At 42.0% G+C, this 24,293-nt stretch carries 24 protein-coding genes; 19 read left to right on the top strand and 5 right to left on the bottom strand.

All coding sequences use genetic code 11. The annotated features are described in order from the left end of the window. Positions 1–24 precede the first annotated feature (24 nt). On the top strand, positions 25–813 hold the full coding sequence (locus tag DB729_RS00320) for a HEAT repeat domain-containing protein (RefSeq protein ID WP_057488555.1): 789 nt from the start codon (positions 25–27) through the stop codon (positions 811–813). A gap of 131 nt (positions 814–944) precedes the next feature. Further along, the gene (locus tag DB729_RS00315; RefSeq protein WP_109289804.1) at positions 945–3,251 is read left to right on the top strand and encodes a DNA translocase FtsK; all 2,307 of its coding nucleotides are present in this window, start codon (positions 945–947) and stop codon (positions 3,249–3,251) included. Positions 3,252–3,294: 43 nt separating this feature from the next. Here the strand turns inward: DB729_RS00315 and DB729_RS00310 are convergent, their stop codons facing one another. Continuing rightward, positions 3,295–3,720 carry a DUF6556 family protein gene (locus tag DB729_RS00310; RefSeq protein ID WP_000073837.1) on the bottom strand — a complete coding sequence of 142 codons (426 nt, stop codon included), beginning with the start codon at positions 3,718–3,720 and terminating at the stop codon, positions 3,295–3,297. Between the two features lie 137 nt (positions 3,721–3,857). On the opposite strand from DB729_RS00310, the gene DB729_RS00305 reads away from it, so the two are divergent. The 9 genes from DB729_RS00305 (at position 3,858) to DB729_RS00265 (ending at position 12,833) form a co-directional block, all read left to right on the top strand. After that, positions 3,858–5,000: a cysteine desulfurase family protein gene (locus tag DB729_RS00305; protein WP_109289805.1), complete on the top strand. Its 1,143-nt coding sequence runs from the start codon at positions 3,858–3,860 to the stop codon at positions 4,998–5,000. 8 nt (positions 5,001–5,008) lie between these two features. After that, complete coding sequence (gene thiI / locus DB729_RS00300) at positions 5,009–6,223, top strand: tRNA uracil 4-sulfurtransferase ThiI (RefSeq protein ID WP_109289806.1); 1,215 nt, start codon at positions 5,009–5,011, stop codon at positions 6,221–6,223. Between the two features lie 135 nt (positions 6,224–6,358). Next, positions 6,359–7,183, top strand: coding sequence for an alpha/beta hydrolase (locus DB729_RS00295; RefSeq protein ID WP_033585021.1), 825 nt, complete (start codon positions 6,359–6,361; stop codon positions 7,181–7,183). Between the two features lie 20 nt (positions 7,184–7,203). Beyond that, positions 7,204–7,944: an esterase family protein gene (locus tag DB729_RS00290; protein ID WP_000546816.1), complete on the top strand. Its 741-nt coding sequence runs from the start codon at positions 7,204–7,206 to the stop codon at positions 7,942–7,944. Positions 7,945–7,956: 12 nt separating this feature from the next. Further along, the gene (locus DB729_RS00285) at positions 7,957–9,123 is read left to right on the top strand and encodes an ATP-grasp domain-containing protein (protein WP_109289807.1); all 1,167 of its coding nucleotides are present in this window, start codon (positions 7,957–7,959) and stop codon (positions 9,121–9,123) included. A 157-nt stretch (positions 9,124–9,280) separates the two neighbouring features. After that, a complete protein-coding gene (gene gla, locus DB729_RS00280) occupies positions 9,281–10,150 on the top strand; it encodes an aquaglyceroporin Gla (protein ID WP_109289808.1) in 870 nt (289 codons plus the stop codon). A 111-nt stretch (positions 10,151–10,261) separates the two neighbouring features. Further along, a complete protein-coding gene (locus tag DB729_RS00275) occupies positions 10,262–10,987 on the top strand; it encodes a CppA N-terminal domain-containing protein (protein ID WP_109289809.1) in 726 nt (241 codons plus the stop codon). Beyond that, positions 10,984–11,919, top strand: coding sequence for a serine hydrolase domain-containing protein (locus tag DB729_RS00270; protein ID WP_109289810.1), 936 nt, complete (start codon positions 10,984–10,986; stop codon positions 11,917–11,919). The genes DB729_RS00275 and DB729_RS00270 overlap by 4 nt, the downstream gene beginning before the upstream one ends. Before the next feature lie 8 nt (positions 11,920–11,927). Continuing rightward, a complete protein-coding gene (locus DB729_RS00265; protein ID WP_109289811.1) occupies positions 11,928–12,833 on the top strand; it encodes a DMT family transporter in 906 nt (301 codons plus the stop codon). Between the two features lie 44 nt (positions 12,834–12,877). On the opposite strand, the gene DB729_RS00260 is transcribed toward DB729_RS00265, so the two are convergent. Together DB729_RS00260 and rsmG are read right to left on the bottom strand one after the other, a co-directional pair. Beyond that, positions 12,878–14,161: a uracil-xanthine permease family protein gene (locus DB729_RS00260; protein WP_000808282.1), complete on the bottom strand. Its 1,284-nt coding sequence runs from the start codon at positions 14,159–14,161 to the stop codon at positions 12,878–12,880. A 289-nt stretch (positions 14,162–14,450) separates the two neighbouring features. Continuing rightward, a complete protein-coding gene (gene rsmG, locus DB729_RS00255) occupies positions 14,451–15,164 on the bottom strand; it encodes a 16S rRNA (guanine(527)-N(7))-methyltransferase RsmG (protein WP_109289812.1) in 714 nt (237 codons plus the stop codon). 93 nt (positions 15,165–15,257) lie between these two features. Between rsmG and DB729_RS00250 the strand changes: the two genes are divergently transcribed. The 3 genes from DB729_RS00250 (at position 15,258) to DB729_RS00240 (ending at position 17,426) form a co-directional block, all read left to right on the top strand. Continuing rightward, the gene (locus DB729_RS00250) at positions 15,258–15,818 is read left to right on the top strand and encodes a LemA family protein (RefSeq protein WP_109289813.1); all 561 of its coding nucleotides are present in this window, start codon (positions 15,258–15,260) and stop codon (positions 15,816–15,818) included. A 1-nt stretch (position 15,819) separates the two neighbouring features. After that, complete coding sequence (htpX, locus tag DB729_RS00245) at positions 15,820–16,719, top strand: zinc metalloprotease HtpX (RefSeq protein ID WP_049501339.1); 900 nt, start codon at positions 15,820–15,822, stop codon at positions 16,717–16,719. A 107-nt stretch (positions 16,720–16,826) separates the two neighbouring features. Then, positions 16,827–17,426, top strand: coding sequence for a CPBP family intramembrane glutamic endopeptidase (locus tag DB729_RS00240; protein ID WP_223326387.1), 600 nt, complete (start codon positions 16,827–16,829; stop codon positions 17,424–17,426). A gap of 189 nt (positions 17,427–17,615) precedes the next feature. Here the strand turns inward: DB729_RS00240 and DB729_RS00235 are convergent, their stop codons facing one another. Together DB729_RS00235 and DB729_RS00230 are read right to left on the bottom strand one after the other, a co-directional pair. Continuing rightward, entirely contained in the window at positions 17,616–19,175 is a 1,560-nt protein-coding gene (locus DB729_RS00235; protein WP_109289814.1) for an ATP-binding cassette domain-containing protein, read from the bottom strand. 485 nt (positions 19,176–19,660) lie between these two features. Next, a complete protein-coding gene (locus DB729_RS00230; RefSeq protein WP_109289815.1) occupies positions 19,661–19,990 on the bottom strand; it encodes a helicase BlpT in 330 nt (109 codons plus the stop codon). A 168-nt stretch (positions 19,991–20,158) separates the two neighbouring features. Here DB729_RS00230 and DB729_RS00225 point away from each other — a divergent pair, with 168 nt between their 5' ends. The 5 genes from DB729_RS00225 to DB729_RS00205 all read left to right on the top strand — a co-directional run bounded on the left by DB729_RS00225 (position 20,159) and on the right by DB729_RS00205 (position 24,135). Then, the gene (locus DB729_RS00225; protein WP_109289816.1) at positions 20,159–20,701 is read left to right on the top strand and encodes a YceD family protein; all 543 of its coding nucleotides are present in this window, start codon (positions 20,159–20,161) and stop codon (positions 20,699–20,701) included. Continuing rightward, entirely contained in the window at positions 20,702–21,331 is a 630-nt protein-coding gene (nth, locus tag DB729_RS00220; protein WP_000244435.1) for an endonuclease III, read from the top strand. Positions 21,332–21,542: 211 nt separating this feature from the next. Then, positions 21,543–22,064 (top strand): bifunctional pyr operon transcriptional regulator/uracil phosphoribosyltransferase PyrR, encoded by a 522-nt coding sequence (gene pyrR, locus DB729_RS00215; protein WP_000850018.1) that lies wholly within the window; start codon positions 21,543–21,545, stop codon positions 22,062–22,064. 18 nt (positions 22,065–22,082) lie between these two features. After that, positions 22,083–23,006 (top strand): aspartate carbamoyltransferase catalytic subunit, encoded by a 924-nt coding sequence (locus DB729_RS00210; RefSeq protein ID WP_007521513.1) that lies wholly within the window; start codon positions 22,083–22,085, stop codon positions 23,004–23,006. 49 nt (positions 23,007–23,055) lie between these two features. Continuing rightward, on the top strand, positions 23,056–24,135 hold the full coding sequence (locus DB729_RS00205) for a carbamoyl phosphate synthase small subunit (protein WP_000166847.1): 1,080 nt from the start codon (positions 23,056–23,058) through the stop codon (positions 24,133–24,135). The last annotated feature ends 158 nt before the right edge of the window (positions 24,136–24,293 follow it).

The raw sequence follows: 24,293 nt of genomic DNA, 5'->3' as shown, positions 1-24,293 counted from the left end.
AATATCTTAGAGGAGATAAGTGTCATGAGTGATTCTAGAAAAGAAGGAATCGACAAACTAGAAAAGGAACAGTTCGGTCGCAAAAGTCTTACAAAAGAAGCGTTACAAGGAACCTATGCCAGCTTGGTGGAGGAAGATTTTCCTGATTCTAAACGAATTCATTTTATAGCTGATTTAGGTAGGAGCCCAGAAATTGCCTTTCATTTTGAACTCATTTGCAACGATTGGGAGGAAGGAACTGACCTAAATTTTGAAGCAAGTTTTGACCAGCATGGGCAGGAGGGAATAGACTATCTTTTGGAAACTCTCAATCAAGAGGAAGATGAGAGTCAACGCATTTTGATTGTTTATTTTCTAGCGAAAATTCTTTTCAAAGTAAGACATAGAGATTTTTATGCATCTTCTTGCAAGCAAGTACTTCCTGTTCTAATCTCTCTTTTACCTAGTTCAGAAGCTTCGAATCGTAGAAAGCTAATCATTGCCCTAGGTTGGATTGGTTCAATAAGTGAGATAGAAATCTTAGGGCAACATCTCTTGACTGACCCAGATGCACTTTGTCGTGCCTGGTCTGCCAGTAGTTTGATGCAATTATCTTTTCATCAAATTGAAAAAGAAGTCTTGATGGAGAAAACGAAGGATTTGTTTCGAGAGGCGATTCCAGAAGAAAAGGACTTTCTGGCTTGTGCTCTGATGATAGAAGCAGCTCAAGTTTTATTTGGGAAAAAATGGATTCCTACATCTGCTGTAGAGAAGTTGGAAATCGAAAAGATTGAGAAGGCAAGAAAATCAGCAATTAGATTTTTGAAGAAGTAGTGAGACAAGGTTGTTGAAAAATCATATAGAATAGAAAATTCAGAAATATCAACGAAAGATGATTGTGTCTAGTAGATGCAGTCATTTTTTTGATTTCTCTAGATGTTTCTGAAATATGGTATAATAGAAATATGGCAAACAAAAATACAAGTAAAACAAGACGGAGACCGTCTAAAGCAGAACTCGAAAGAAAACAGGCTATCCAGAGGATGTTGATTTCCTTAGGAATTGCCTTATTGTTGATTATTGCAGCCCTCAAACTCGGCGCGGCAGGTGTCACACTTTACAATCTCATTCGACTGGTGGTCGGAAGTTTGGCCTATGTGGCTATTGGTGCCCTTCTCATTTATCTTTTTCTATTTAAATGGATACGAAAGCAAGAGGGACTTCTGTCAGGATTTCTTTGTATCTTCGCTGGCTTGCTCTTGATTTTTGAGGCCTATCTTGTCTGGAAGTTTGGTTTGGAGCAGTCGGTTCTAAAAGGGACCTTGGCTCAAGTTATAACGGATCTGACTGGTATGCGGGTGACTAGCTTCGCTGGTGGAGGTTTGCTTGGTGTTGGGCTCTATATCCCCATTGCCTTTCTTTTCTCCAATATCGGATCGTACTTTATTGGAGTTCTCTTGATTCTAGTTGGGGCACTCTTGGTTAGTCCTTGGTCTATTTATGATGTTGCAGCCTTTATTGGAGCTCAGTTCAAATCCTTCATGGAAAAGCAGGAACAGAGAAAACAAGAACGCTTCATCAAGAGAGAAGAAGAGAAGGCTCGTCAAGAAGCTGAAGAAGCAGCCAGAATTCAGAGAGAGCAAGAAGAACAGGATGCGCTACCGCTTCCTCCTGTAGATCCTGAAACGGGAGAAATCTTATCAGAAGTTCCAGACTATAATCTTTCGCCAATTCCTGAGGAAGAATGTGTGGAACCTGAGATTATCCTCCCTCAAGCTGACGTTGAAGTTCCAGATGAGGAAGAAGACTGTGAGAATGAAGAGGTACAGGTTGATTTTTCTGCCAAGGAAGCCCTCGAATACAAGCTACCAAGCTTGCAACTCTTTGCGCCAGATAAACCCAAAGATCAGTCCAAGGAAAAGAAGATTGTTCGAGAAAATATCAAAATCTTAGAAGAAACCTTTGCCAGCTTTGGTATCAAGGTGACGGTAGAACGGGCTGAAATTGGGCCATCAGTTACCAAGTATGAAGTCAAGCCAGCAGTTGGTGTACGGGTTAACCGCATTTCCAATCTGGCAGACGACTTAGCGCTAGCTCTGGCGGCCAAGGATGTTCGGATAGAGGCTCCAATCCCTGGTAAATCCTTAGTCGGAATTGAGGTTCCTAACTCTGAGATCGCGACTGTTTCCTTCCGTGAACTCTGGGAACAGTCTCAGACTAAACCAGAAAATCTCCTCGAAATTCCTCTAGGGAAGGCTGTCAATGGAACTGCTCGCACCTTTGACCTTTCCAAGATGCCCCACCTACTGGTTGCAGGTTCGACGGGATCAGGGAAATCAGTCGCAGTTAACGGTATTATCGCTAGCATTCTGATGAAAGCAAGACCAGACCAGGTCAAGTTTATGATGGTGGATCCAAAGATGGTTGAGCTATCGGTTTACAATGACATTCCTCACCTCTTGATTCCAGTTGTGACCAATCCACGCAAGGCCAGCAAGGCCCTGCAAAAGGTTGTGGATGAGATGGAAAACCGTTATGAACTCTTTGCTAAGGTTGGTGTGCGAAATATCGCTGGTTACAATGCCAAGGTCGAGGAATTTAATAGCCAGTCTGAGTACAAACAAGTACCGCTTCCTTTGATTGTTGTCATTGTAGACGAGTTAGCAGACCTCATGATGGTGGCCAGCAAGGAAGTGGAAGATGCCATTATTCGTCTCGGACAGAAGGCACGTGCCGCAGGGATTCACATGATTCTCGCAACGCAACGTCCATCAGTTGATGTTATCTCTGGTCTCATCAAGGCCAATGTCCCATCTCGTGTAGCTTTTGCAGTTTCATCAGGTACAGACTCACGAACCATCTTGGATGAGAATGGAGCAGAAAAACTGCTTGGTCGAGGAGACATGCTCTTTAAACCAATCGATGAAAATCACCCAGTCCGTCTACAAGGATCCTTCATCTCAGATGATGATGTCGAACGCATTGTAAACTTCATCAAGGCTCAGGCGGATGCGGACTACGATGAGAGTTTTGATCCAGGTGAGGTTTCTGAAAATGAAGGAGAATTTTCAGATGGTGAAGCTGGCGGCGATCCGCTTTTTGAAGAAGCTAAGGCTTTGGTTATCGAAACCCAGAAAGCCAGCGCTTCGATGATTCAGCGTCGTTTGTCGGTTGGATTTAACCGTGCGACCCGCCTGATGGAAGAACTCGAAATGGCAGGTGTCATCGGTCCAGCTGAAGGAACCAAACCACGAAAAGTATTGCAACAATAAAAAATAGCTTCTTTCCAAAGCTGGAAGGAAGCTATTTTAGTGGTTATTGATTGCTTTTGTTTTCGGAACTAGTCGTTTTGGACGAGTTTCCACTATCAGTTGTTTCTTTTGTTGAGGAAGGTGTAGAAGAATCCTGAGTTGTTGTTTTCTTCTCTTCTTTTTGCTCTTCCTTTTTATTGGATTGAGGAGTTTCTTCCTGCGGGGTATTTTCTTTAGTAGAAGTGTTGTCCTTGTTAGGTGTAGTATTTTCCTGAGGGGATTCCTTTTGAATCTCCTTGACAACAGTTGTTTGAGTTGTCGTTGGTTCTTTTTTGTTATTCTTGTTATTATCCATAGCGTTCATGATGGTAATAGTAGCGGTGATTAGACCAAGGATACTACCGATGGTAGCAATCGTTTTTTGAAAGACAGTAAATCCCTTTTTGATGTGTTCTGTTTTTGGTTTTGAAGTTCTATGATAGTTAGACATGATACTCTCCTTTAATTATGATTTATTATACCTCATTTCTTTAAAAAAATCTTAAAAAAAGAGAACTTGTCCTTTCTTGTCGCAAGCTTCGTTTCATGATACAATAGAAGAAGTGATTTTAGAAAGCGTGAGAAAACATGATCTACTTTGATAATTCGGCAACGACCAAGCCTTATCCTGAAGCACTTGAAACCTATACTCAGGTCGCTTCGAAAATTGTAGGAAATCCATCCAGTCTCCATCGTTTGGGAGACCAGGCGACACGAATTTTAGATGCTTCCCGTCAGCAAATTGCAGATTTGATTGGCAAGAAGAGTGATGAAATCTTCTTTACTTCTGGAGGAACAGAAGGGGATAACTGGGTCATCAAAGGTGTGGCCTTCGAAAAAGCCCAGTTTGGCAAGCACATCATCGTATCAGCCATTGAACATCCAGCAGTCAAGGAATCAGCCCTCTGGCTGAAAAGTCAAGGTTTTGAGGTGGATTTTGCTCCAGTTGATAGCAGAGGGTTTGTGGATGTTGAGGCTCTAGGAGCTTTGATACGACCTGATACGACCCTCATCTCCATTATGGCAGTAAACAATGAAATTGGGTCTATTCAGCCTATTGAGGCTATCTCAGAACTTTTGGCAGACAAGCCAACTATTTCCTTCCACGTTGATGCAGTTCAGGCACTCGCTAAGATTCCGACTGAAAAATATCTGACAGATCGAGTGGATTTTGCGACCTTCTCAAGTCATAAATTTCATGGTGTCCGAGGTGTTGGCTTTGTCTATATCAAGTCTGGTAAGAAAATTACGCCTCTTTTGACAGGTGGTGGTCAAGAGCGTGATTATCGTTCAACAACTGAAAATGTAGCAGGGATTGCTGCAACAGCCAAGGCCCTTCGTTTGTCTATGGAAAAGTTAGCTATCTTTACTAATAAGGCAGGGCAGATGAAATCAGTCATTCGCCAAGTGCTTTTGGACTATCCAGATGTTTTTATCTTTTCAGCTGAGAAAGACTTTGCCCCTCATATCCTGACTTTTGGAATTAAGGGTGTTCGTGGTGAAGTCATTGTTCACGCATTTGAAGACTATGATATTTTCATTTCCACAACCTCGGCTTGTTCATCTAAGGCAGGAAAACCTGCAGGTACCTTGATTGCTATGGGAGTGGACAAAGATAAGGCCCAGTCAGCTGTGCGTCTTAGCCTAGATCTTGAAAATGATATGAGTCAGGTCGAGCAATTCTTGACCAAACTAAAATTAATTTACAATCAAACTAGAAAAGTAAGATAGGAGCATTCATGCAGTATTCAGAAATTATGATTCGCTACGGAGAGTTATCAACCAAGGGCAAAAACCGCATGCGTTTCATCAATAAACTTCGCAATAATATTTCGGACGTTTTGTCCATCTATCCCCAAGTTAAGGTAACTGCGGATCGCGACCGTGCCCACGCTTACCTGAATGGAACCGACTACACAACAGTTGCAGAATCTCTCAAACAAGTCTTCGGGATTCAGAATTTTTCTCCAGTATATAAGGTCGAAAAGTCTGTAGAAGTTCTGAAGTCTTCTGTCCAAGAGATTATGAAAGATATCTACAAGGAAGGCATGACCTTTAAGATTTCTAGTAAGCGCAGCGACCACAACTTTGAACTCGACAGTCGTGAACTCAACCAAACACTTGGTGGAGCTGTATTCGAAGCTATTCCAAATGTCCAAGCTCAAATGAAAAATCCCGATATCAATCTTCAGGTGGAGATTCGTGAGGAAGCAGCTTATCTTTCTTATAAAACTATTCGGGGAGCAGGTGGATTGCCAGTGGGGACTTCTGGTAAGGGCATGCTCATGTTGTCAGGAGGGATTGACTCGCCTGTAGCAGGTTATCTAGCCCTTAAACGTGGAGTAGATATTGAGGCCGTTCACTTTGCCAGCCCGCCTTACACAAGTCCTGGTGCCCTTAAAAAAGCTCAAGATTTGACCCGTAAATTAACCAAGTTTGGCGGAAATATCCAGTTTATTGAAGTGCCTTTCACTGAGATTCAAGAGGAAATCAAGGCAAAGGCGCCAGAAGCCTACCTCATGACCTTGACCCGTCGTTTTATGATGCGAATTACCGACCGTATCCGTGAGGTACGAAATGGTTTGGTTATCATCAATGGGGAAAGTCTTGGTCAGGTGGCAAGCCAAACCCTGGAGAGCATGCAGGCTATCAACGCTGTGACCAACACTCCTATCATTCGACCTGTGGTTACGATGGACAAGTTGGAAATCATTGACATTGCCCAGGAAATTGATACTTTTGAAATTTCTATCCAGCCGTTTGAGGACTGCTGTACTATTTTTGCACCTGATCGTCCTAAGACCAATCCTAAGATTAAGAATGCGGAGCAGTATGAAGAACGCATGGATGTTGAAGGTTTGGTTGAGCGAGCAGTAGCTGGGATCATGATTACTGAGATTACACCTCAAGCTGAAAAAGATGAAGTGGATAACTTGATTGACAATCTCCTCTAATCAGAAAATCCAGAAGAATTTAGAATATCAAATGAGAAAAGTTAGTTATTTATCCTTAAAATGGACATTTACTGACTTTTTTCTATTTTTATGGTATAATAAGATAAAATTTTGAATATAGAGAGTTTTCTGACAATGAATCATTCCTACTTTTACTTAAAAATGAAAGAACACAAACTCAAGGTTCCTTATACAGGAAAGGAGCGTCGTGTGCGTGTGCTCCTGCCAAAGGACTACGAGAAGGACACAGACCGTTTTTACCCTGTTGTTTATTTTCATGACGGGCAAAATGTCTTTTACAGCAAGGAGTCTTATATCGGACATTCTTGGAAGATTATTCCAGCCATTAAACGAAATCCAGACATCAGTCGCATGATTATTGTTGCTATTGATAATGATGGAATGGGACGGATGAATGAGTATGCGGCTTGGAAGTTCCAAGAATCTCCTATACCAGGTCAGCAGTTTGGCGGTAAGGGCGTGGAGTATGCTGAGTTTGTCATGGAAGTGGTCAAGCCTTTTATCGATGAAACCTACCGTACCAAAGCTGATCGGCAGCATACGGCTATGATTGGTTCTTCACTAGGAGGTAATATTACCCAGTTTATCGGACTAGAGTACCAAGAAAGAATTGGTTGTCTAGGTGTCTTCTCATCTGCTAACTGGCTCCACCAAGAAGCCTTTAATCGCTATATCGAGCGTAAGAAACTGTCGCCTGAACAACGCATTTTTATCTATGTTGGAACGGAAGAAGCGGATGATACGGACAAGACCCTGATGGCTGGCAATATCAAGCAAGCCTATATCGACTCATCGCTTCGCTATTACCATGATTTGATTGCAGGTGGAGTACACTTGGATAATCTTGTCTTGAAAGTTCAGTCTGGTGCTATCCATAGTGAAATCCCTTGGTCGGAAAATTTACCAGACTGTCTCCGATTTTTTGCAGAGAAATGGTAAGTTAAGAAAGGAGAAAGCCAATGCATATTGAAAACCTCAGCCACTGGAGTGGCAATCTCAACCGTGAAATGTACCTCAACCGTTATGGACATGCTGGGATTCCAGTTGTTGTTTTTGCTTCATCAGGAGGTAGTCACAATGAATACTATGATTTTGGCATGATTGACGCCTGCGCTTCCTTTATCGAGGAAGGTCGTGTCCAGTTCTTTACTTTATCCAGTGTGGACAGTGAGAGCTGGTTGGCTACTTGGAAAAATGGTCATGACCAGGCGGAGATGCACCGCGCCTACGAACGCTATGTGATTGAAGAGGCCATTCCTTTTATCAAGCATAAGACAGGTTGGTTTGATGGCATGATGACGACAGGTTGCTCGATGGGGGCCTACCATGCACTTAACTTCTTCCTCCAGCATCCAGATGTCTTTACCAAGGTGATTGCCCTCAGTGGAGTTTACGATGCACGTTTCTTTGTTGGCGATTACTACAATGATGATGCTATTTACCAAAATTCGCCAGTAGATTATATCTGGAATCAAAATGACGGCTGGTTTATCGATCGTTACCGTCAGGCAGAAATCGTCGTCTGTACGGGTCTAGGTGCTTGGGAACAAGATGGTCTACCATCTTTCTATAAGCTCAAAGAAGCCTTTGACCAGAAACAAATTCCAGCCTGGTTTGCTGAATGGGGACACGATGTCGCCCACGACTGGGAATGGTGGCGTAAACAAATGCCCTATTTTCTTGGACACCTGTATCTATAAAAGGAGTTGCCTATGAATTACCTTGTTATTTCTCCCTACTATCCACAAAACTTTCAACAATTTACCATCGAGCTAGCTAATAAAGGCATTACAGTTTTGGGAATTGGTCAGGAGCCTTACGAACAACTAGATGAACCTTTGCGAAATAGCCTAACCGAGTATTTCCGTGTAGATAATCTTGAGAATATAGACGAAGTCAAACGTGCAGTAGCTTTTCTTTTCTACAAGCATGGCCCAATCGACCGCATCGAGTCCCACAATGAATACTGGCTTGAGCTGGACGCAGCCCTTCGTGAGCAATTCAATGTCTTTGGTGCCAAACCAGAGGATCTCAAAAAGACCAAATATAAGTCTGAAATGAAGAAACTTTTCAAAAAAGCAGGTGTCCCTGTGGTACCTGGAGCTGTTATCCAGACGGAAGCAGATGTGGACCAAGCAGTTGAGACGATTGGCCTACCAATGATTGCCAAACCTGACAATGGAGTGGGAGCGGCAGCCACCTTTAAGTTGGAAAGTCAGGAAGATGTGGACCGGTTCAAAGAAGAATGGGACCATTCAACCGTTTATTTCTTTGAAAAATTTGTCACTTCTAGCGAAATCTGTACCTTTGACGGGCTTGTAGACAAGGATGGCAACATCGTCTTTTCAACGACTTTCGATTATGCCCATACACCACTTGATCTCATGATTTATAAGATGGACAATTCCTACTATGTACTCAAGGATATGGATCCCAAACTGCGCAAGTATGGCGAGGCCATTGTCAAGGAATTTGGTATGAAAGAACGCTTTTTCCATATCGAGTTTTTCCGTGAAGGGGACGACTACATTGCCATTGAGTACAATAATCGTCCTGCAGGTGGCTTTACCATTGACGTTTATAACTTTGCTCATTCCTTGGACCTCTATCGTGGCTATGCAGCGATTGTCGCAGGAGAAGAGTTCCCAGCATCAGAGTTTGAACCTCAATACTGTTTAGCTACATCACGTCGTGCAAATGCCAACTATGTCTATTCAGAAGAAGACTTGCTTGCTAAATACAGTCAGCAATTCAAGGTCAAAAAAATCATGCCAGCAGCCTTTGCAGAGTTACAAGGAGATATCCTCTATATGTTGACAACTCCAAGTCGTGAGGAGCTGGATCAGATGTTAGCAGACTTTGGTCAACGTCAAGATTAATGAAAAGGATGAAAGGAGTTTGACTTCTTTTGTCCTTTTCTTAAAGATAGATTAAATAAAGCGTTTTCCAGAGATTCTTTTAGAAAATCTGTTGCTAAAAGGCCTAAAAATTGATAGAATAAGGATTGTCTAAAAAAATTGAAGGAGAATCTATCAAATGGATTTTACATGGGCTATTAAATATGCCACTGAATTCTTGGGAACTGCTATTTTGATCATTCTTGGTAATGGTGCAGTTGCTAACGTTGAACTTAAAGGTACGAAAGGTCACCAAAGTGGCTGGCTCGTTATCGCTGTTGGTTATGGTATGGGGGTTATGATTCCGGCCTTGATGTTTGGTAATGTATCTGGTAACCACATCAACCCAGCTTTCACTCTTGGTCTTGCAGTTAGCGGACTTTTCCCTTGGGCTCAAGTAGTGCCATACATTATCGCACAAGTTTTGGGAGCAATCTTCGGACAAGCTTTGGTTGTTGCAACTCATCGTCCTTACTACTTGAAAACAGAAAATCCAAATAATATCTTGGGAACTTTCTCAACTATTTCAAATGTTGACCAAGGAACAAAAGAATCACACTTTGCAGCATCTGTTAACGGGTTTATCAACGAGTTTGTTGGTTCGTTCGTTCTCTTTTTTGCAGCACTAGGTATGACTAAAAACTTTTTTGGTGCAGAAGTAATGCAATACATGAAACAAATGGCAACGCAGGCTAATCAAACAGTTGACTTTTCTGAATTAGCTATCAAAGCTCAAATAGCACCACACACAACAGCAGGTCTTTCAGTAGCTCATTTAGGACTTGGTTTCCTAGTAATGGCCTTGGTAACTTCACTCGGTGGACCTACTGGACCTGCTTTGAACCCAGCTCGTGACTTTGGACCACGTCTCCTTCACGCTGTTCTTCCAAAATCGGTTCTTGGTCAACACAAGGGTGATTCAAAATGGTGGTATGCTTGGGTTCCAGTTGCAGCTCCAATTGCAGCGGGTATTGCAGCAGTAGCACTATTCAAACTACTTTACCTATAAAAAACGAAACTGGGGAAACCCAGTTTTTTTCTTGGAAAATTTTCTAATTTAAACAAATATGGCTTGTAAAATATTCTAAAATCCTTTAAAATAAAAGAGTTGGGGGAATTTATGGATGTGAATAAGATTGTTCGGATCATTCCGACTTTGAAAGTTAATAATCGAAAATTAAATGAGACATTTTACATTGAAACTCTAGGAATGAAACCCTTACTAGAAGAGTCTGCCTTTCTTTCATTAGGTGACCAGACGGGTACGGAGAGATTGATTTTAGAAGAAGCTCCAAGCATGCGAACTCGTAGAGTTGAAGGACTTAAGAAGCTAGCTAGACTCTTGATAAAGGTTGAGGATCCTTCTGAAATCGAGGCCCTTCTTTCTCAAATGAAGTCTCTTCCTCGCTTATTTAAAGGAAGCCGTGGATATGCTTTTGAGATTGTTTCTCCTGAAGAGGATGTGATCCTTGTTCATGCAGAAAATGATATAAGAAATTTGGTTCCACTGGAAACTGTTCCTGAATTTTATTCAAATACAAGTATAAAATACGTGAGCCAATTTGATGTTTCTATGGAGTTGCGTTTGCCTGAGGGGACAGAGAGTTTACTTGATTCTGAAGGAGTAGCGTCAGCAATCACCTTTACTAAAGGGCAAGGGCCAGATTTGGCTGTTGAAAACAATGTTACTTGGGACCTGACGATGTTGAAATTTTTAGTAAAGAATTTTGATCTAACCAGTCTTCGTCAAAAATTTGAAAAGACAGGCTACTTTGTCCCTAAGTCTGAAAAATTCTTCCTTGGTAAAGATACCAATAACATTGAATTGTGGTTTGAAGAAGCATGAAGTTGGAAAAAATTCTAAGAAAAATAGAAAATCAAATCGAGGCAGGGATTTATCCCGGGGCCTCTTTTGCGTATTATAAGGATGGTGAATGGAAAGAGTCTTATCTAGGATTGAGTGATCCAGAAAGGGGCTTGAAAACAGAGAGCGGTTTGGTCTATGATCTGGCCAGTGTGAGTAAAGTTGTGGGAGTGGGGACGGTTCTCATCTTCTTGTGGCTGCAGGGCATATTAGATATTGATCGATCGGTGACGGATTTTTTACCGGAGTGTGATTATTCTGATATCACTATACGGCAACTTCTGACCCATGCCACAGACTTGGACCCCTTTATTCCCAATCGAGACAAGTTAAGTGCAGAGGAATTAAGAGAAGCCATGTTTCACCTCAATAGACGAAATCAGCCAGCCTTCCTATACTCGGATGTTCATTTTTTACTCTTGGGCTTTCTTTTGGAAAAAATCTTTAACCAAGACTTGGATCAGATTATAGAAGAACAAGTTTTGAAACCATGGGGGATGAAGGAAACGATGTTTGGTCCCGTTGAGGTTGCTGTACCAACAGTGAGAGGAGTGGAGGCCGGAATCATTCACGATCCTAAAGCCCGTCTATTAGGAAGACACGCTGGTAGTGCAGGTTTGTTTTCGACTGTTAAGGATTTGCAGATCTTTCTGGAACATTACTTGAAAGATGATTTTGCTGCAGAATTGAGCCGAAATTTTTCTCCTTTAGATGATAAGGAGCGGTCTCTAGCCTGGAATCTGGAGGGAGCTTGGCTCGACCATACGGGCTATACGGGTACCTTTATCATGTGGAATCGAGAGAAGCAGGAGGCGGCTATCTTTTTATCCAATCGAACGTATGAGAAGGATGAGCGTGCCCAGTGGATAGTCGATCGAAATCAAGTGATGGAAATGATTCGTCAAGAGGAGTAGGGAGAAGCATGTCAAAAATCGTAAAAGGAACTCTGTATACAGTAGTGGCAGGGATTGCTTGGGGCTTGTCTGGAACCAGTGGCCAATACCTGATGGCACACGGGATTTCTGCTCTAGTCTTGACCAATTTGCGACTTATTATTGCAGGCTTGGCACTGGTAGCCTTATCCTATATGACTGCAAAGGATAAACTCTATGCTTTTTTTAAAGACAGAAAAAGCCTTTTATCTCTGCTGTTATTTGCAGTTTTCGGGCTTTTCTTAAACCAGTTTGCCTATCTTTCTGCCATTCAGGAAACCAATGCTGGAACGGCGACAGTTCTCCAGTATGTATGCCCCGTTGGGATCTTGATTTATACTTGTATCAAGGACAAGGTGGCGCCTACTCTGGCTGAGATTATTTCGATTGGTTTAGCAATTGGAGGAACGTTTCTGATCGCGACGCATGGGAAAGTCGACCAGTTGTCTGTCACACCCCTAGGTCTGTTCTGGGGCCTCTTTTCAGCCTTGACCTATGCCCTCTATATCATCCTTCCTATTGCTTTGATTAAGAAGTGGGGCAGTATTTTGGTGATTGGTGTCGGGATGGTTATTTCTGGTGTAGTGGCTATTCCTTTCACAGGAGTCTTACAGGCCAGCATACCGACTAGCCTAGATTTTCTCTTTGCATTTGCTGGGATTATCATCATCGGAACGGTCTTTGCCTATACAGCTTTCCTAAAAGGAGCTAGTCTGATAGGCCCTGTTAAGTCTAGTTTATTGGCTTCTATAGAGCCAATTTCTGCCGTTTTCTTTGCCTTTCTGATTATGAAGGAACAGTTTTATGCGATTGATTTTGTCGGTATGGCTATGATTTTACTAGCCGTGACCATTATTTCATTGAAAGATTTACTGTTGGAAATAAAGAGTAAGTAATTAAAAAATCCACTCAATCGAGTGGATTTTGTGTGTATAGATGATTAGTCTTTATTTTCGTGTGGCAAAATCAAGTTCAAGATAATTCCTGTCATGGCTGATAGAGCAGTACCTGAAAGTGTAACTGGGCCAAGTTTGAGGATAGCCCCACCAAGTCCAAGTACTAACATGGCACTTGCGATGATGAGATTACGCATTTGACTGAAGTCAACGCGCTCTTTAATCAAAACTTTTAGACCGTTGCTGGCGATAACTCCGTAGAGAAGGATGGACATGCCACCAAGCACAGCATTTGGAATGGTTGAAATCAAGGCAGTGAACTTGCCTAGGAAGCTAAGAGCAATGGCGATGAAGGCCGCGTTACGGATAACAGAGACAGAAGCGATACGAGTCATCCCGATAACCCCTGTATTTTCTCCGTAAGTCGTGTTAGCTGGTCCACCGAGGAAAGCAGATACAGATGTCGCGATACCGTCACCGAGAAGCGTACGGTGAAGTCCTGGTTCTTTTAGGAATTGACGGCCACAGATTTGGCTCAAAACAGTGTGGTCTCCGATGTGTTCTGAAATTGTTACGATTGCAATTGGCAAGATAGCAATTGTTTCAGGACCGAAGTACAAGTTGTACTCTTTAAAGGCACCACCAGTGCTAAATGGCAAGTAGAAACCAGGAATTTCAAACCAGTTGGCTTGAAGGACTGGGGTAAAGTCAACCAAACCAAGCATCATAGCGAAGATATACCCACCGATGATGGCAAAGAGGAAAGGAATGATACGGAGGAACCCTTTTCCTTTTGTATTGATAAAGGCCGCAATCAAGAACGTAACAACGGCTACAAGAGCGTTCTTCCAGTTTCCGTCTGCTACAAGTCCAGCATTCGTTACAGCAGAACCAGCAAGACCAAGACCGATAACGATAATCATAGGTCCGATAATGATTGGGGGCAAGAGTTTGTCAATCCATTTCGTACCTGCAAAACGAACACTTGCTGCTACAAGGACATAGACCAAACCAGTCAAGATGACCCCAGTTTGAGCAGCAGATACATCGCCTCCCATTTCTTTCATGGCTAGAGACATAGCTGTGATAAAGGCGAATGAAGAACCTAGGTAAACTGGAACCTTAAAGCCAGTAGAAATCATATAGATAAGTGTTCCAATACCGGATGCAAAGAGAGCAACCGATACGGGCATTCCCAAAATTAAGGGAACGAGAATGGTTGCACCAAACATGGCAAATACGTGCTGGAAGCTTAGAAGAATACCTTTACCAGCAGAAGGACGTTGATCAACGTCTAGTAACAAGTCAACAGTTGATTCCTGTTTCATAAAAACCTCACTTTTGGGCACCAAAAAAGAGCCCATTATTTTGCAGCAATAGGCCCTCAGAGTAAGACTTTTTAAAAAATAGCTATCTTTTAAAAATTTATATAAATCTGCGCCTTCGTCACCTCACAGGATGACATTAAAAACCTTTGCTTGTGATAGTATAGCAGAAAAAAATGATTTTGTAAATCATTTTTTCCCGAGCCCGGAAATGCGAGAGCGAGGTATGATTTTGTAAATCTTTTTTTCCCGAGCCTAGAAATGTGAGAGCGAGGTTGATTTTGTAAATTGTTTAAAGTGGGCGTTTGTTGGGCATGCCAGCCTTACGTGGATATTTGTTTGGGGTTTCCTTTTTCTTTTCAACCACAGTGATGTAGCGCGGATCTCCATTTGGTAGAGCGTAGCTGAGATTGTCTTTGACCTTACTGAAGAGGAGGTTGAGAGCGTTCTTGGCTTCTAGCAATTCCTCAGGAGCATTGCTGGCCTTGAGTGCCAATAGTTTTCCTCCGACTTTAAGATAGGGAATGGTCAGCTCAGACAAGACCTGCATACGGGCAACCGCACGAGCCGTCACCACATCAAACTGGGCACGGAAGTTCTTGTCTTGAGCAAAGTCTTCAGCGCGTCCATGGTAGAAGTGAACACCATCCAAATCCAACTCCTGAGCCAAAAGCTGAAGGAAGTTGATGCGCTTATTGAGCGAATCAATGATGGTCACATCTAGCTGAGGATAGAGAATTTTCATGGGTAGACTAGGAAATCCTGCCCCCGCTCCGATATCAAGAAGTTTGATATCTTCATTGGGAATCAAACCCTGCAGGATGGGAGCAATCGAATCATAAAAATGTTTGAGATAAACTTCTTCCTTGTCTGTAATAGCCGTCAAATTAATCTTTTCATTCCACTCGACCAAGAGCTCAAAATAACGTTCAAATTGGTTCTTTTGCTGGTCAGAAAGTGGAAGATTTTGCTCAGCTAGTAGTCTGTAAAATGTTTCTGGTTTCATAGTAGTTTCCTTCTCTAGTATCATCTTATTTTACCACAATCATTAAAATTTTGATATACTGGTAGTAATCTAAAAGCAGAAAGGAATAAGATTATGACTTGGATTATTCTTGGAGTTTTGGCTCTGATTGTTATTTTTGTGATTGTTAGTTATAACGGTTTGGTTAAAAATCGTATGCAGACCAAGGAGGCTTGGAGCCAGATAGATGTTCAGTTGAAGCGTCGTAATGATCTCCTCCCAAACTTGATTGAAACAGTCAAAGGCTATGCGAAATATGAAGGTTCTACCTTGGAAAAAGTAACAGAACTTCGTAGACAAGTATCTACAGCAACTTCACCAGCAGAAGCTATGAAGGCCAGTGATGCCCTTACTCGCCAGATTTCTGGTATCTTTGCAGTAGCGGAGAATTACCCAGACTTGAAAGCTAGTGCTAACTTTATCAAATTGCAAGAAGAGTTGACCAATACAGAAAATAAAATTTCATACTCACGCCAACTCTACAACAGTGTTGTCAGCAACTACAATGTAAAACTTGAAAGCTTCCCAAGTAACATCATCGCAGGACTATTTGGCTTTAAAGCTGCAGACTTCCTTCAAACACCTGAAGAGGAAAAGGCAGTTCCTAAAGTTGACTTTAGCGGATTAGGTGACTAAGATGTTGTTTGATCAAATTGCGAGCAATAAACGAAAAACCTGGATTTTGTTGCTGGTTTTCTTCCTACTCTTGGCCTTGGTTGGTTATGCGGTTGGCTATCTCTTCATGCGCTCAGGTCTTGGTGGCATGATTATTGCCTTGATTATTGGTCTTATCTACGCTCTGACCATGATCTTTCAATCGACAGAGATTGTCATGTCCATGAATGGGGCGCGTGAGGTTGATGAGCAAACAGCACCAGACCTCTACCATGTAGTAGAAGATATGGCCATGGTGGCTCAGATTCCTATGCCGCGTGTTTTCATTATTGAGGATTCTTCTTTAAATGCCTTTGCAACAGGTTCCAACCCGCAGAATGCAGCAGTCGCAGCCACTTCGGGTCTTCTGGCTATCATGAATCGTGAGGAGCTAGAAGCTGTTATGGGTCATGAAGTCAGTCATATCCGAAACTACGATATCCGCATTTCGACCATTGCTGTCGCCCTCGCCAGTGCCATTACCCTTCTGTCTAGTATGGCAGGACGGATGATGTGGTGGGGAGGCGCTGGTCGCAGACGGAGTGATAATGATCGCGATGGAAATGGTTTGGAGATTATCATGCTTGTTATCTCTCTCTTAGCCATTGTTCTAGCACCTCTCGCAGCAACCTTGGTGCAATTAGCCATTTCCCGTCAGAGGGAATTTCTGGCGGATGCATCCAGTGTGGAGCTGACTCGTAATCCTCAAGGGATGATCAATGCCTTGCGTAAGTTGGAAAATAGCGAGCCGATGCATCACCATGTTGACGATGCCAGCAGCGCTCTTTATATCAATGATCCGAAGAAAGGTGGGGGACTTCAAAAACTCTTTTATACCCACCCACCTATCTCAGAACGAATCGAACGCTTGAAACAGATGTAAAAAAATCCAGAGATGACCTCTGGATTTTTGCTTTTAGTATCTCGCTTTTAACTTGTTATCTCTCCAAAAAATAGTATAATATATGTAATTCTATATAATTGAGGTGAATGATGTATAAGCGCTGGATGACGTTTTTCTTGATTTTGATTTTTATGCCGATTCATTTGAGTATAGCAGAGAAAATCATGCGAATAAATTCATTACCGCTATCAATCCTTTTTACACTTGTTGAACTTGCATTATTTTTATATGTAGGAAAAAAGTATGACTTGTTTCACATTCGGCAAATCAGCCTAAAAGATATTCTTAAATGTTTTCTTTCATACGCCTTGCTTTTCCTGTTTTATATTATGGTCAATTTTTTAGGCCCTACCCAATCAGACACAACTCAAACTGTGCAAAGTTTATCACTTTCATGGTCTGTACTTTTTGTGGACCTCTGTGTTTTGGCACCTGTCACGGAAGAAATCTTTATGCGAGGTATGTTACAGGGGATAGTATTTAAGAATACCTATTTTGGATTGTTTGCCACATCGCTTCTTTTTGCTTATCTTCATGGTCCCTATACTATTCCTAGCTTTATCAGCTATTTAGGTATGGGATTTGCATTTGGGGTAAGGTATAAGACTTCTGACAACCTATGGAATTCCATTCTTTTGCATGTCCTCAATAATCTGGTTGCATTTTGCTTTTTGTACATGAGATAATGCTACATTAGAATGCTTTGAGCTGTAAGATAGTAAAAAATGATTTCTAGCTTATACAATTTAAACAAAAGCCAGAGCATAATCTGTCACGTCGATGATGCCAGCAGCGATCTTTATATCAATGTTCCCAAGAGCGACGTATGTAAAAAGAATCCAGAGAAGTCTCTGGATTTTTGCTATGTTCAAAAATTATAAATCTTGTAAATCAACAACTTCCAAACCATTTTCTGTCAAACGATAGATACTCGTACAGACCTCTTTTAAGAAGCGTCTGTCATGCGAAACAGTGATCAGACCGCCGGGATAGGAGGCAAAGAGTTTTCTGATTTCGGGTTGAGAAGTGGGAGAAAAATTACGTGTAGGCTCATCCAGAAGGAGAAAGTTTGGTTTGTGCAACACTAAATCCAAAAGTAGGAGTTTGCCTTGTTGCCCGCCAGATAGGGAGCGGATTTGGTGGTGCATCTCTAGATAGCTGAAATTGAGACTGGCTAGGTGAGATTGGATTTTCTGTAGTTCTTCTTTTTGTCCAGTGTGGCTGAGGTAGGCTACTGGAGATAAATCCAATTGCAGTTTTTTATGGTAATCTTGTGGCATAAAACCAAGCGAAATCTCTCTTCTGGCGCTGAGCAGTTGTTGAAACTTGGCTAACAGAGTTGATTTCCCAACACCATTTGGCCCGATGATACCGATTTTATCTTGGCCACGGACCGTTAGTCGTAACTCCTGAGTTAAAATGCGCTCGCCAATAGACAAATTTTCTTTTTTCAGTTGGACTAAGACTTTAGAAGCCGGTAATGGTTGGATGTCTGAAAAGAAAAGTTGGATTTGTTCCTCTTCAAGTGGCATTTGGGCCATGGACTGAGCTTCCTTTTCAAAGCGTTTTTCTTGAGAGAGAACAGTTTTCATCTTTTTAGCCAATAGGCGACCGGCAGTACTGTCTTTGGTAGCTCGAAGTGCAGTTTCTACATTTTGCTTAACTCGGCGATGTTTTTCTATGGTTTTATCATAGGCTCTCTGGTCGTTAGCAGCTTGCTGACTTTGTCTGGCAAAATTAGCCTTTCTCTGCTCATTATAGCGATCATAGTCTAAATGCTCGACTAGCGTTTCCGCTTCTTTCCGATGCTTGACCAGTCGCAAGTGGACAATAGTATCAGCCGTATGAGAAAGAAAGTCTTCATCATGGGAAATGAAAATAACTGTTTGCTTCATCTTCTGTATCTGCCTTTTTAGCCAATCAACCGTCTCAAGGTCCAGGTCATTTGAAGGTTCATCTAAAAATAGAATCTCAAAAGGTTTTGCTAACTCGTGAATGAGCTGAATTTTCAAAGCTTCGCCCCCTGATAGACTGCCAATTTCTTGGTCGCTAGCAAAACGATCGCTATCAAAATGCAACTCCTCAGCCAAACGATAGAGGATACCGTAGTCTAAATCAGTGGAATCAAAAAAGAAGTAGTCGTGTAGAGTTCTATTTTTTAGCTCCTCAGCTAACTTTTGAGGAATGTAGGCTAGTGACTGAAGGTCAGACTGGATGTCTCCCTTGATAGTGAAATCAGGCAATTTTTCCCCCATTAAAGCTCGTAGCAAGGTTGATTTGCCATTTCCTTCTTCACCAATAATAGCAACCTTTTCCCCGTTTTGGATAGTCATGGTTAGGTCAGATACAAGGTCTCGTAGATCTTTGTTTTGCGTGATAGTTAGATGATTGATTTTTATCATATTGTTGCCCTTTCTAGAATGTCGATAGTGCATAACAAAAAGCTCTACTTTATCTAGTAGAGCCCAAAGTCACTGTCAAAACTCTATTATCCTCGTTGAAAAACTCGTCAAACTAGCTTGGAGTTGCCTAACCCAACCCAAGAGGAGCATAGCTTTCTAGTTTTTTGATTTTCAATGGGGACAAGATACTAGAAAATCTAGTATAAAAAGAGCACACAAAAAAGAGACAAAAACAAGATCTACTAAATAAAGATTCTTTATTTGATAGACTTAGTTGTTCATGTCTCCCTTACCTCCGAGTATTAGTACCTCTATCCTATACTTTTGAGGAAATTTTGTCAATAGAAAACAGGAAATTCTAGTTTTTATACTCAATGAAAATCAAAGAGCAAACTAGGAAGCGACCCAAAGACTGCTCAAAGCACAGCTTTGAGGTTGCAGATAGAGCTGACGAAGTCAGTAACCCATACTAACGGCAAGGCGAAGCTGACGTGGTTTGAAGAGATTTTCGAAAAGTATCAGAATCCGAAAACAGGTCCATAGAGAGTCAGTACGTGTTTGACATGTTCGTAGTGGAACTTGTCATAGTTGCGCCAAGCAGCACGAGCTTGATCATTCAGTTTTAGGCTACCCAGTCCAATCAGTAGACTGGTACGTTGGTAAAATTTCTCAAGGTCGATTAAGATACTGTTGTCAATCTTTTCCGCTTTTTTTAGTTCCTTAAGAGTGGTGTTCAGCAGTTCTTGTAGACGAAAATCATCGGCTGTACCTTGTTTGCAATTTTGGAAACTTTGATTTAACTCGGAAAGTAGTTGGTAAGCTTCAGTGATGAGTGCTTTGTCTTCCATATGAGCATCCTCCTTGCTCTGATGTATTCTTGCCTATAGTATAGCACTAATCAGAAAATATGCCATAGTAAATATGTTAAAAAATGAAATTTTAATATCAAAGTTTGGGAGGCTGACTTATAGCCTTTTCATGGTATAATCAAGTGAGTACATCTTTATGGAGGAAATATGAAGTTACATATTCAAGAAATTAGTAAGCGGCCTGAAGGTCTACACTTTGAACAAGCTTTAGACCTGGCAGCAGACTTGCGTAAACGAAATCAAGAAATTTTAGATGTCAAAGATATCCTTGCTGTTGGGAAGGTGCAGTACGAAGACCGTCTGTATTTCTTAGACTATCAGTTGTCATATACCATTGTTCTTGCTTCAAGTCGTAGTATGGAGCCAGTTGAGTTAGATGAATCTTATCCAGTCACAGAAGTTTTCATGGAAGGAGAGACCAACCAACTGGACCAGGAAGTTCTAGACGATGACTTAGTCTTGCCTATCGAAAATGGGGAAATTGACCTTGCTGAGAGCGTAGCAGATAATATTCTGCTCAATATTCCTATCAAAGTCTTGACGGCAGAAGAAGAGGCGGGCCAAGGTTTTGTGTCAGGAAATGACTGGCAAATCATGACTGAGGAAGAATACCAAGCCCAACAAGCAGTCAAGAAAGAAGAAAACAGTCCATTTGCTGGCTTGCAAGGACTATTTAATGGAGACGAGTAGATGGTTTTATCCAAGAAACGTGCCCGTCATGTCATAGAGGAAATCATTGCCCTTTTTCCAGATGCTAAGCCTAGTCTTGATTTTACCAATCATTTTGAACTCTTGGTTGCGGTGATGTTGTCAGCTCAGACGACAGATGCAGCGGTAAATAAGGCCACACCAGGTCTCTTCGCTGCCTTTCCAACACCACAAGCCATGTCTGTCGCGACTGAAAGTGAAATTGCTTCACACATTTCTCGTCTGGGACTGTATCGAAATAAGGCTAAATTCCTTAAAAAATGTGCCCAACAGTTACTAGACGATTTTGATGGTCAAGTGCCTCAGACTCGAGAGGAATTAGAAAGTCTAGCTGGTGTTGGTCGTAAAACAGCAAATGTAGTATTGAGTGTGGGCTTTGGAATTCCTGCTTTTGCAGTGGACACTCATGTGGAGCGTATCTGTAAGCATCACGATATCGTTAAAAAATCAGCTACGCCACTTGAAGTAGAAAAACGTGTCATGGATGTCCTACCACCAGAAGAGTGGTTAGCAGCCCACCAGGCCATGATTTACTTTGGACGAGCTATCTGTCATCCCAAAAATCCAGAATGCGATCACTATCCCCAATTATATGATTTTAGTAATGTTTAAGAGGACTCTGAAAAAAGTTTTTGCTTGATTTTAAGGGTGCTTTGTGCTATAGTAAATGGTAACTAAATAGTCCTTTAAACCTGTCCCGTGAGGCAGGCAAGGAGCGCGATAAAGTAGAAGGGTGAAGTCTATACTGTTTATAGTAGGGCTCGCTTGGCTATACATTTCAAGTCTCCTTGTAGAAGGAGACTTTTCTTTTTGGAGGTTTGTCATGAAGACAAAAGAAGTTGTAGACGAATTGACTGTCAAACGAGCGATTACGCGAATTACTTATGAGATTATTGAGCGCAATAAAGATTTGAATAAAATTATCCTAGCGGGGATAAAAACGCGTGGTGTTTTCATCGCTCATCGTATCAAAGAACGCTTGGAGCAGTTGGAAAATATCACTGTTCCTGTTGTGGAATTGGACACCAAGCCTTTCCGTGACGATGTTAAAAGCGGAGAAGATACTTCTTTGATTTCTGTTGATGTGACAGACCGTGAAGTTATCTTGGTGGATGATGTACTCTATACAGGCCGTACTATCCGTGCTGCTATTGATAATATTGTTGGCCATGGTCGTCCTGCGCGCGTGAGTCTTGCGGTGCTAGTTGACCGTGGACATAGAGAATTGCCTATCCGTCCAGATTACGTTGGGAAAAATATCCCAACCAGTCGTTCTGAAGAAATCATCGTAGAGATGACAGAACTTGATGGCCAAGATAGAGTTCTGATTACTGAAGAAGCTTAGAAAGCTGAAGGAGTAGCTATGTCAGAAAATCAACAAGCATTGAACCATGTGGTTTCTATGGAAGACCTCACTGTCGATCAAGTGATGAAATTGATTAAGCGAGGAATTGAGTTTAAAAATGGAGCCCAGCTTCCTTATGAAGACCATCCGATTGTTTCAAATCTTTTCTTTGAGGATTCTACACGGACACATAAGTCCTTTGAAGTGGCAGAGATTAAGCTAGGGCTGGAGCGGCTTGACTTTGATGTGAAGACCAGCTCAGTAAATAAGGGCGAGACACTTTATGATACCATCTTAACCTTGTCTGCGCTTGGTGTAGATGTCTGTGTGATTCGTCACCCAGAGGTCGATTATTATAAAGAACTGATTGCGAGTCCAACCATTACGACTTCCATTATCAATGGTGGTGATGGTTCGGGACAACATCCTAGTCAGAGCTTGCTTGATTTGATGACTATTTATGAGGAATTTGGGCACTTTGAGGGTCTTAAGGTTGCTATTGCAGGCGACTTGGACCACTCACGCGTTGCCAAATCAAATATGCAGATTTTGAAACGCTTGGGAGCTGAACTGTTCTTTGCAGGACCTGAGGAATGGAGAAGTCAAGAGTTTGCGGACTATGGACAGTTTGTAACTATTGATGAGATTGTTGATCAGGTGGATGTTTTGATGTTACTCCGAGTTCAACATGAACGCCACGAAAGTGGAGCGGTCTTTTCAAAAGAAGACTACCATGCTCAACACGGTTTGAACCAAGAACGCTATAATCGCTTAAAAGAAACAGCAATCATTATGCATCCGGCCCCAGTGAATCGAGATGTGGAAATTGCTGACCACTTGGTTGAAGCGCCAAAATCACGCATTGTCCAACAAATGACCAATGGTGTCTTTGTTCGGATGGCAATCTTAGAATCCGTATTGGCGAGTAGAAATGCCAACTAAAACACAAGACGTTAAAAGACGCCAGAGAGCGTCCACGAGAGGTGAAAATATGACAAAAAGACTTCTAGTATTAGAAGATGGCACAGTTTTTGAAGGCAAGGCCTTCGGAGCAGACATTGATGTAACAGGCGAAATCGTCTTTAACACAGGGATGACTGGTTACCAAGAATCCATTACAGATCAGTCTTATAATGGACAAATCTTGACCTTCACTTATCCTTTGGTGGGAAATTATGGAATTAACCGTGATGATTACGAATCCATCATTCCAACTTGTAAGGGAGTCGTTGTTTTTGAAGAGGCACGTAGAGCTAGCAACTGGCGGAATCAAATGACCTTAGATGAATTTTTGAAAGCTAAGAAAATTCCAGGTATTTCAGGGATTGATACGCGTGCCCTTACCAAGATTATCCGTAAGCACGGTACTATGCGTGCAACCTTGACCCACGTTGGGGACAGCATGGACCATGTGACGGATCAGCTCCAAGCAACAGTCTTGCCGACAGACAATATCAAGCAGGTTTCTACTAAAACTTCCTACCCAGCTCCTGGAGTTGGTTTGAGTGTGGTCTTAGTAGACTTTGGGCTCAAGCACTCAATCCTACGTGAACTTTCTAAGCGCAACTGTAACGTTACGGTTGTTCCTTATTCAACAACAGCAGAAGAAATTCTCCACCTCAATCCTGATGGAGTTATGTTGTCAAATGGCCCAGGTAACCCAGAAGACGTTCCAGAAGCACTGGACATGATTCGTGGTGTGCAAGGAAAAATTCCAATCTTCGGAATTTGTATGGGACACCAACTCTTTGCCATGGCAAACGGGGCTAAGACATATAAGATGAAGTTTGGTCACCGTGGATTTAACCACGCGGTACGTGAGATTGCAACAGGACGCGTAGACTTTACCAGCCAAAACCATGGTTATGCAGTCAGCCGTGAGGACTTGCCAGAGCATTTGATCATTACCCACGAAGAAATCAATGACAAGTCAGTTGAAGGAGTTCGCCACAGATACCAACCAGGTTTTTCTGTACAATTCCACCCAGATGCAGCTCCTGGTCCACACGACGCAAGTTACCTATTTGATGAATTTATCGAGATGATGGAAGCTTTTAAACAAGCAAACTAAGAACGAGTAAAAGCTCGTCGGAGAATTTATTTAACTGAACACGGACGGAAAGCTCGGAATTTAGAGAAACCAACCTGGATTGTCAATCCTTCCTTGGTTTCCTAAAATTCAATCGCTTTCTATTCGTCCTTTGTATCTTATTTAATGTCGCTCTGTGA

Origin of the sequence: Streptococcus halitosis (assembly GCF_003143695.2) — a bacterium.
Taxonomy (GTDB): Bacteria; Bacillota; Bacilli; order Lactobacillales; family Streptococcaceae; genus Streptococcus; species Streptococcus halitosis.
The sequence above is the reverse complement of the archived record's forward strand: the minus strand, read 5'-3'. Positions and strand labels throughout refer to the sequence as shown.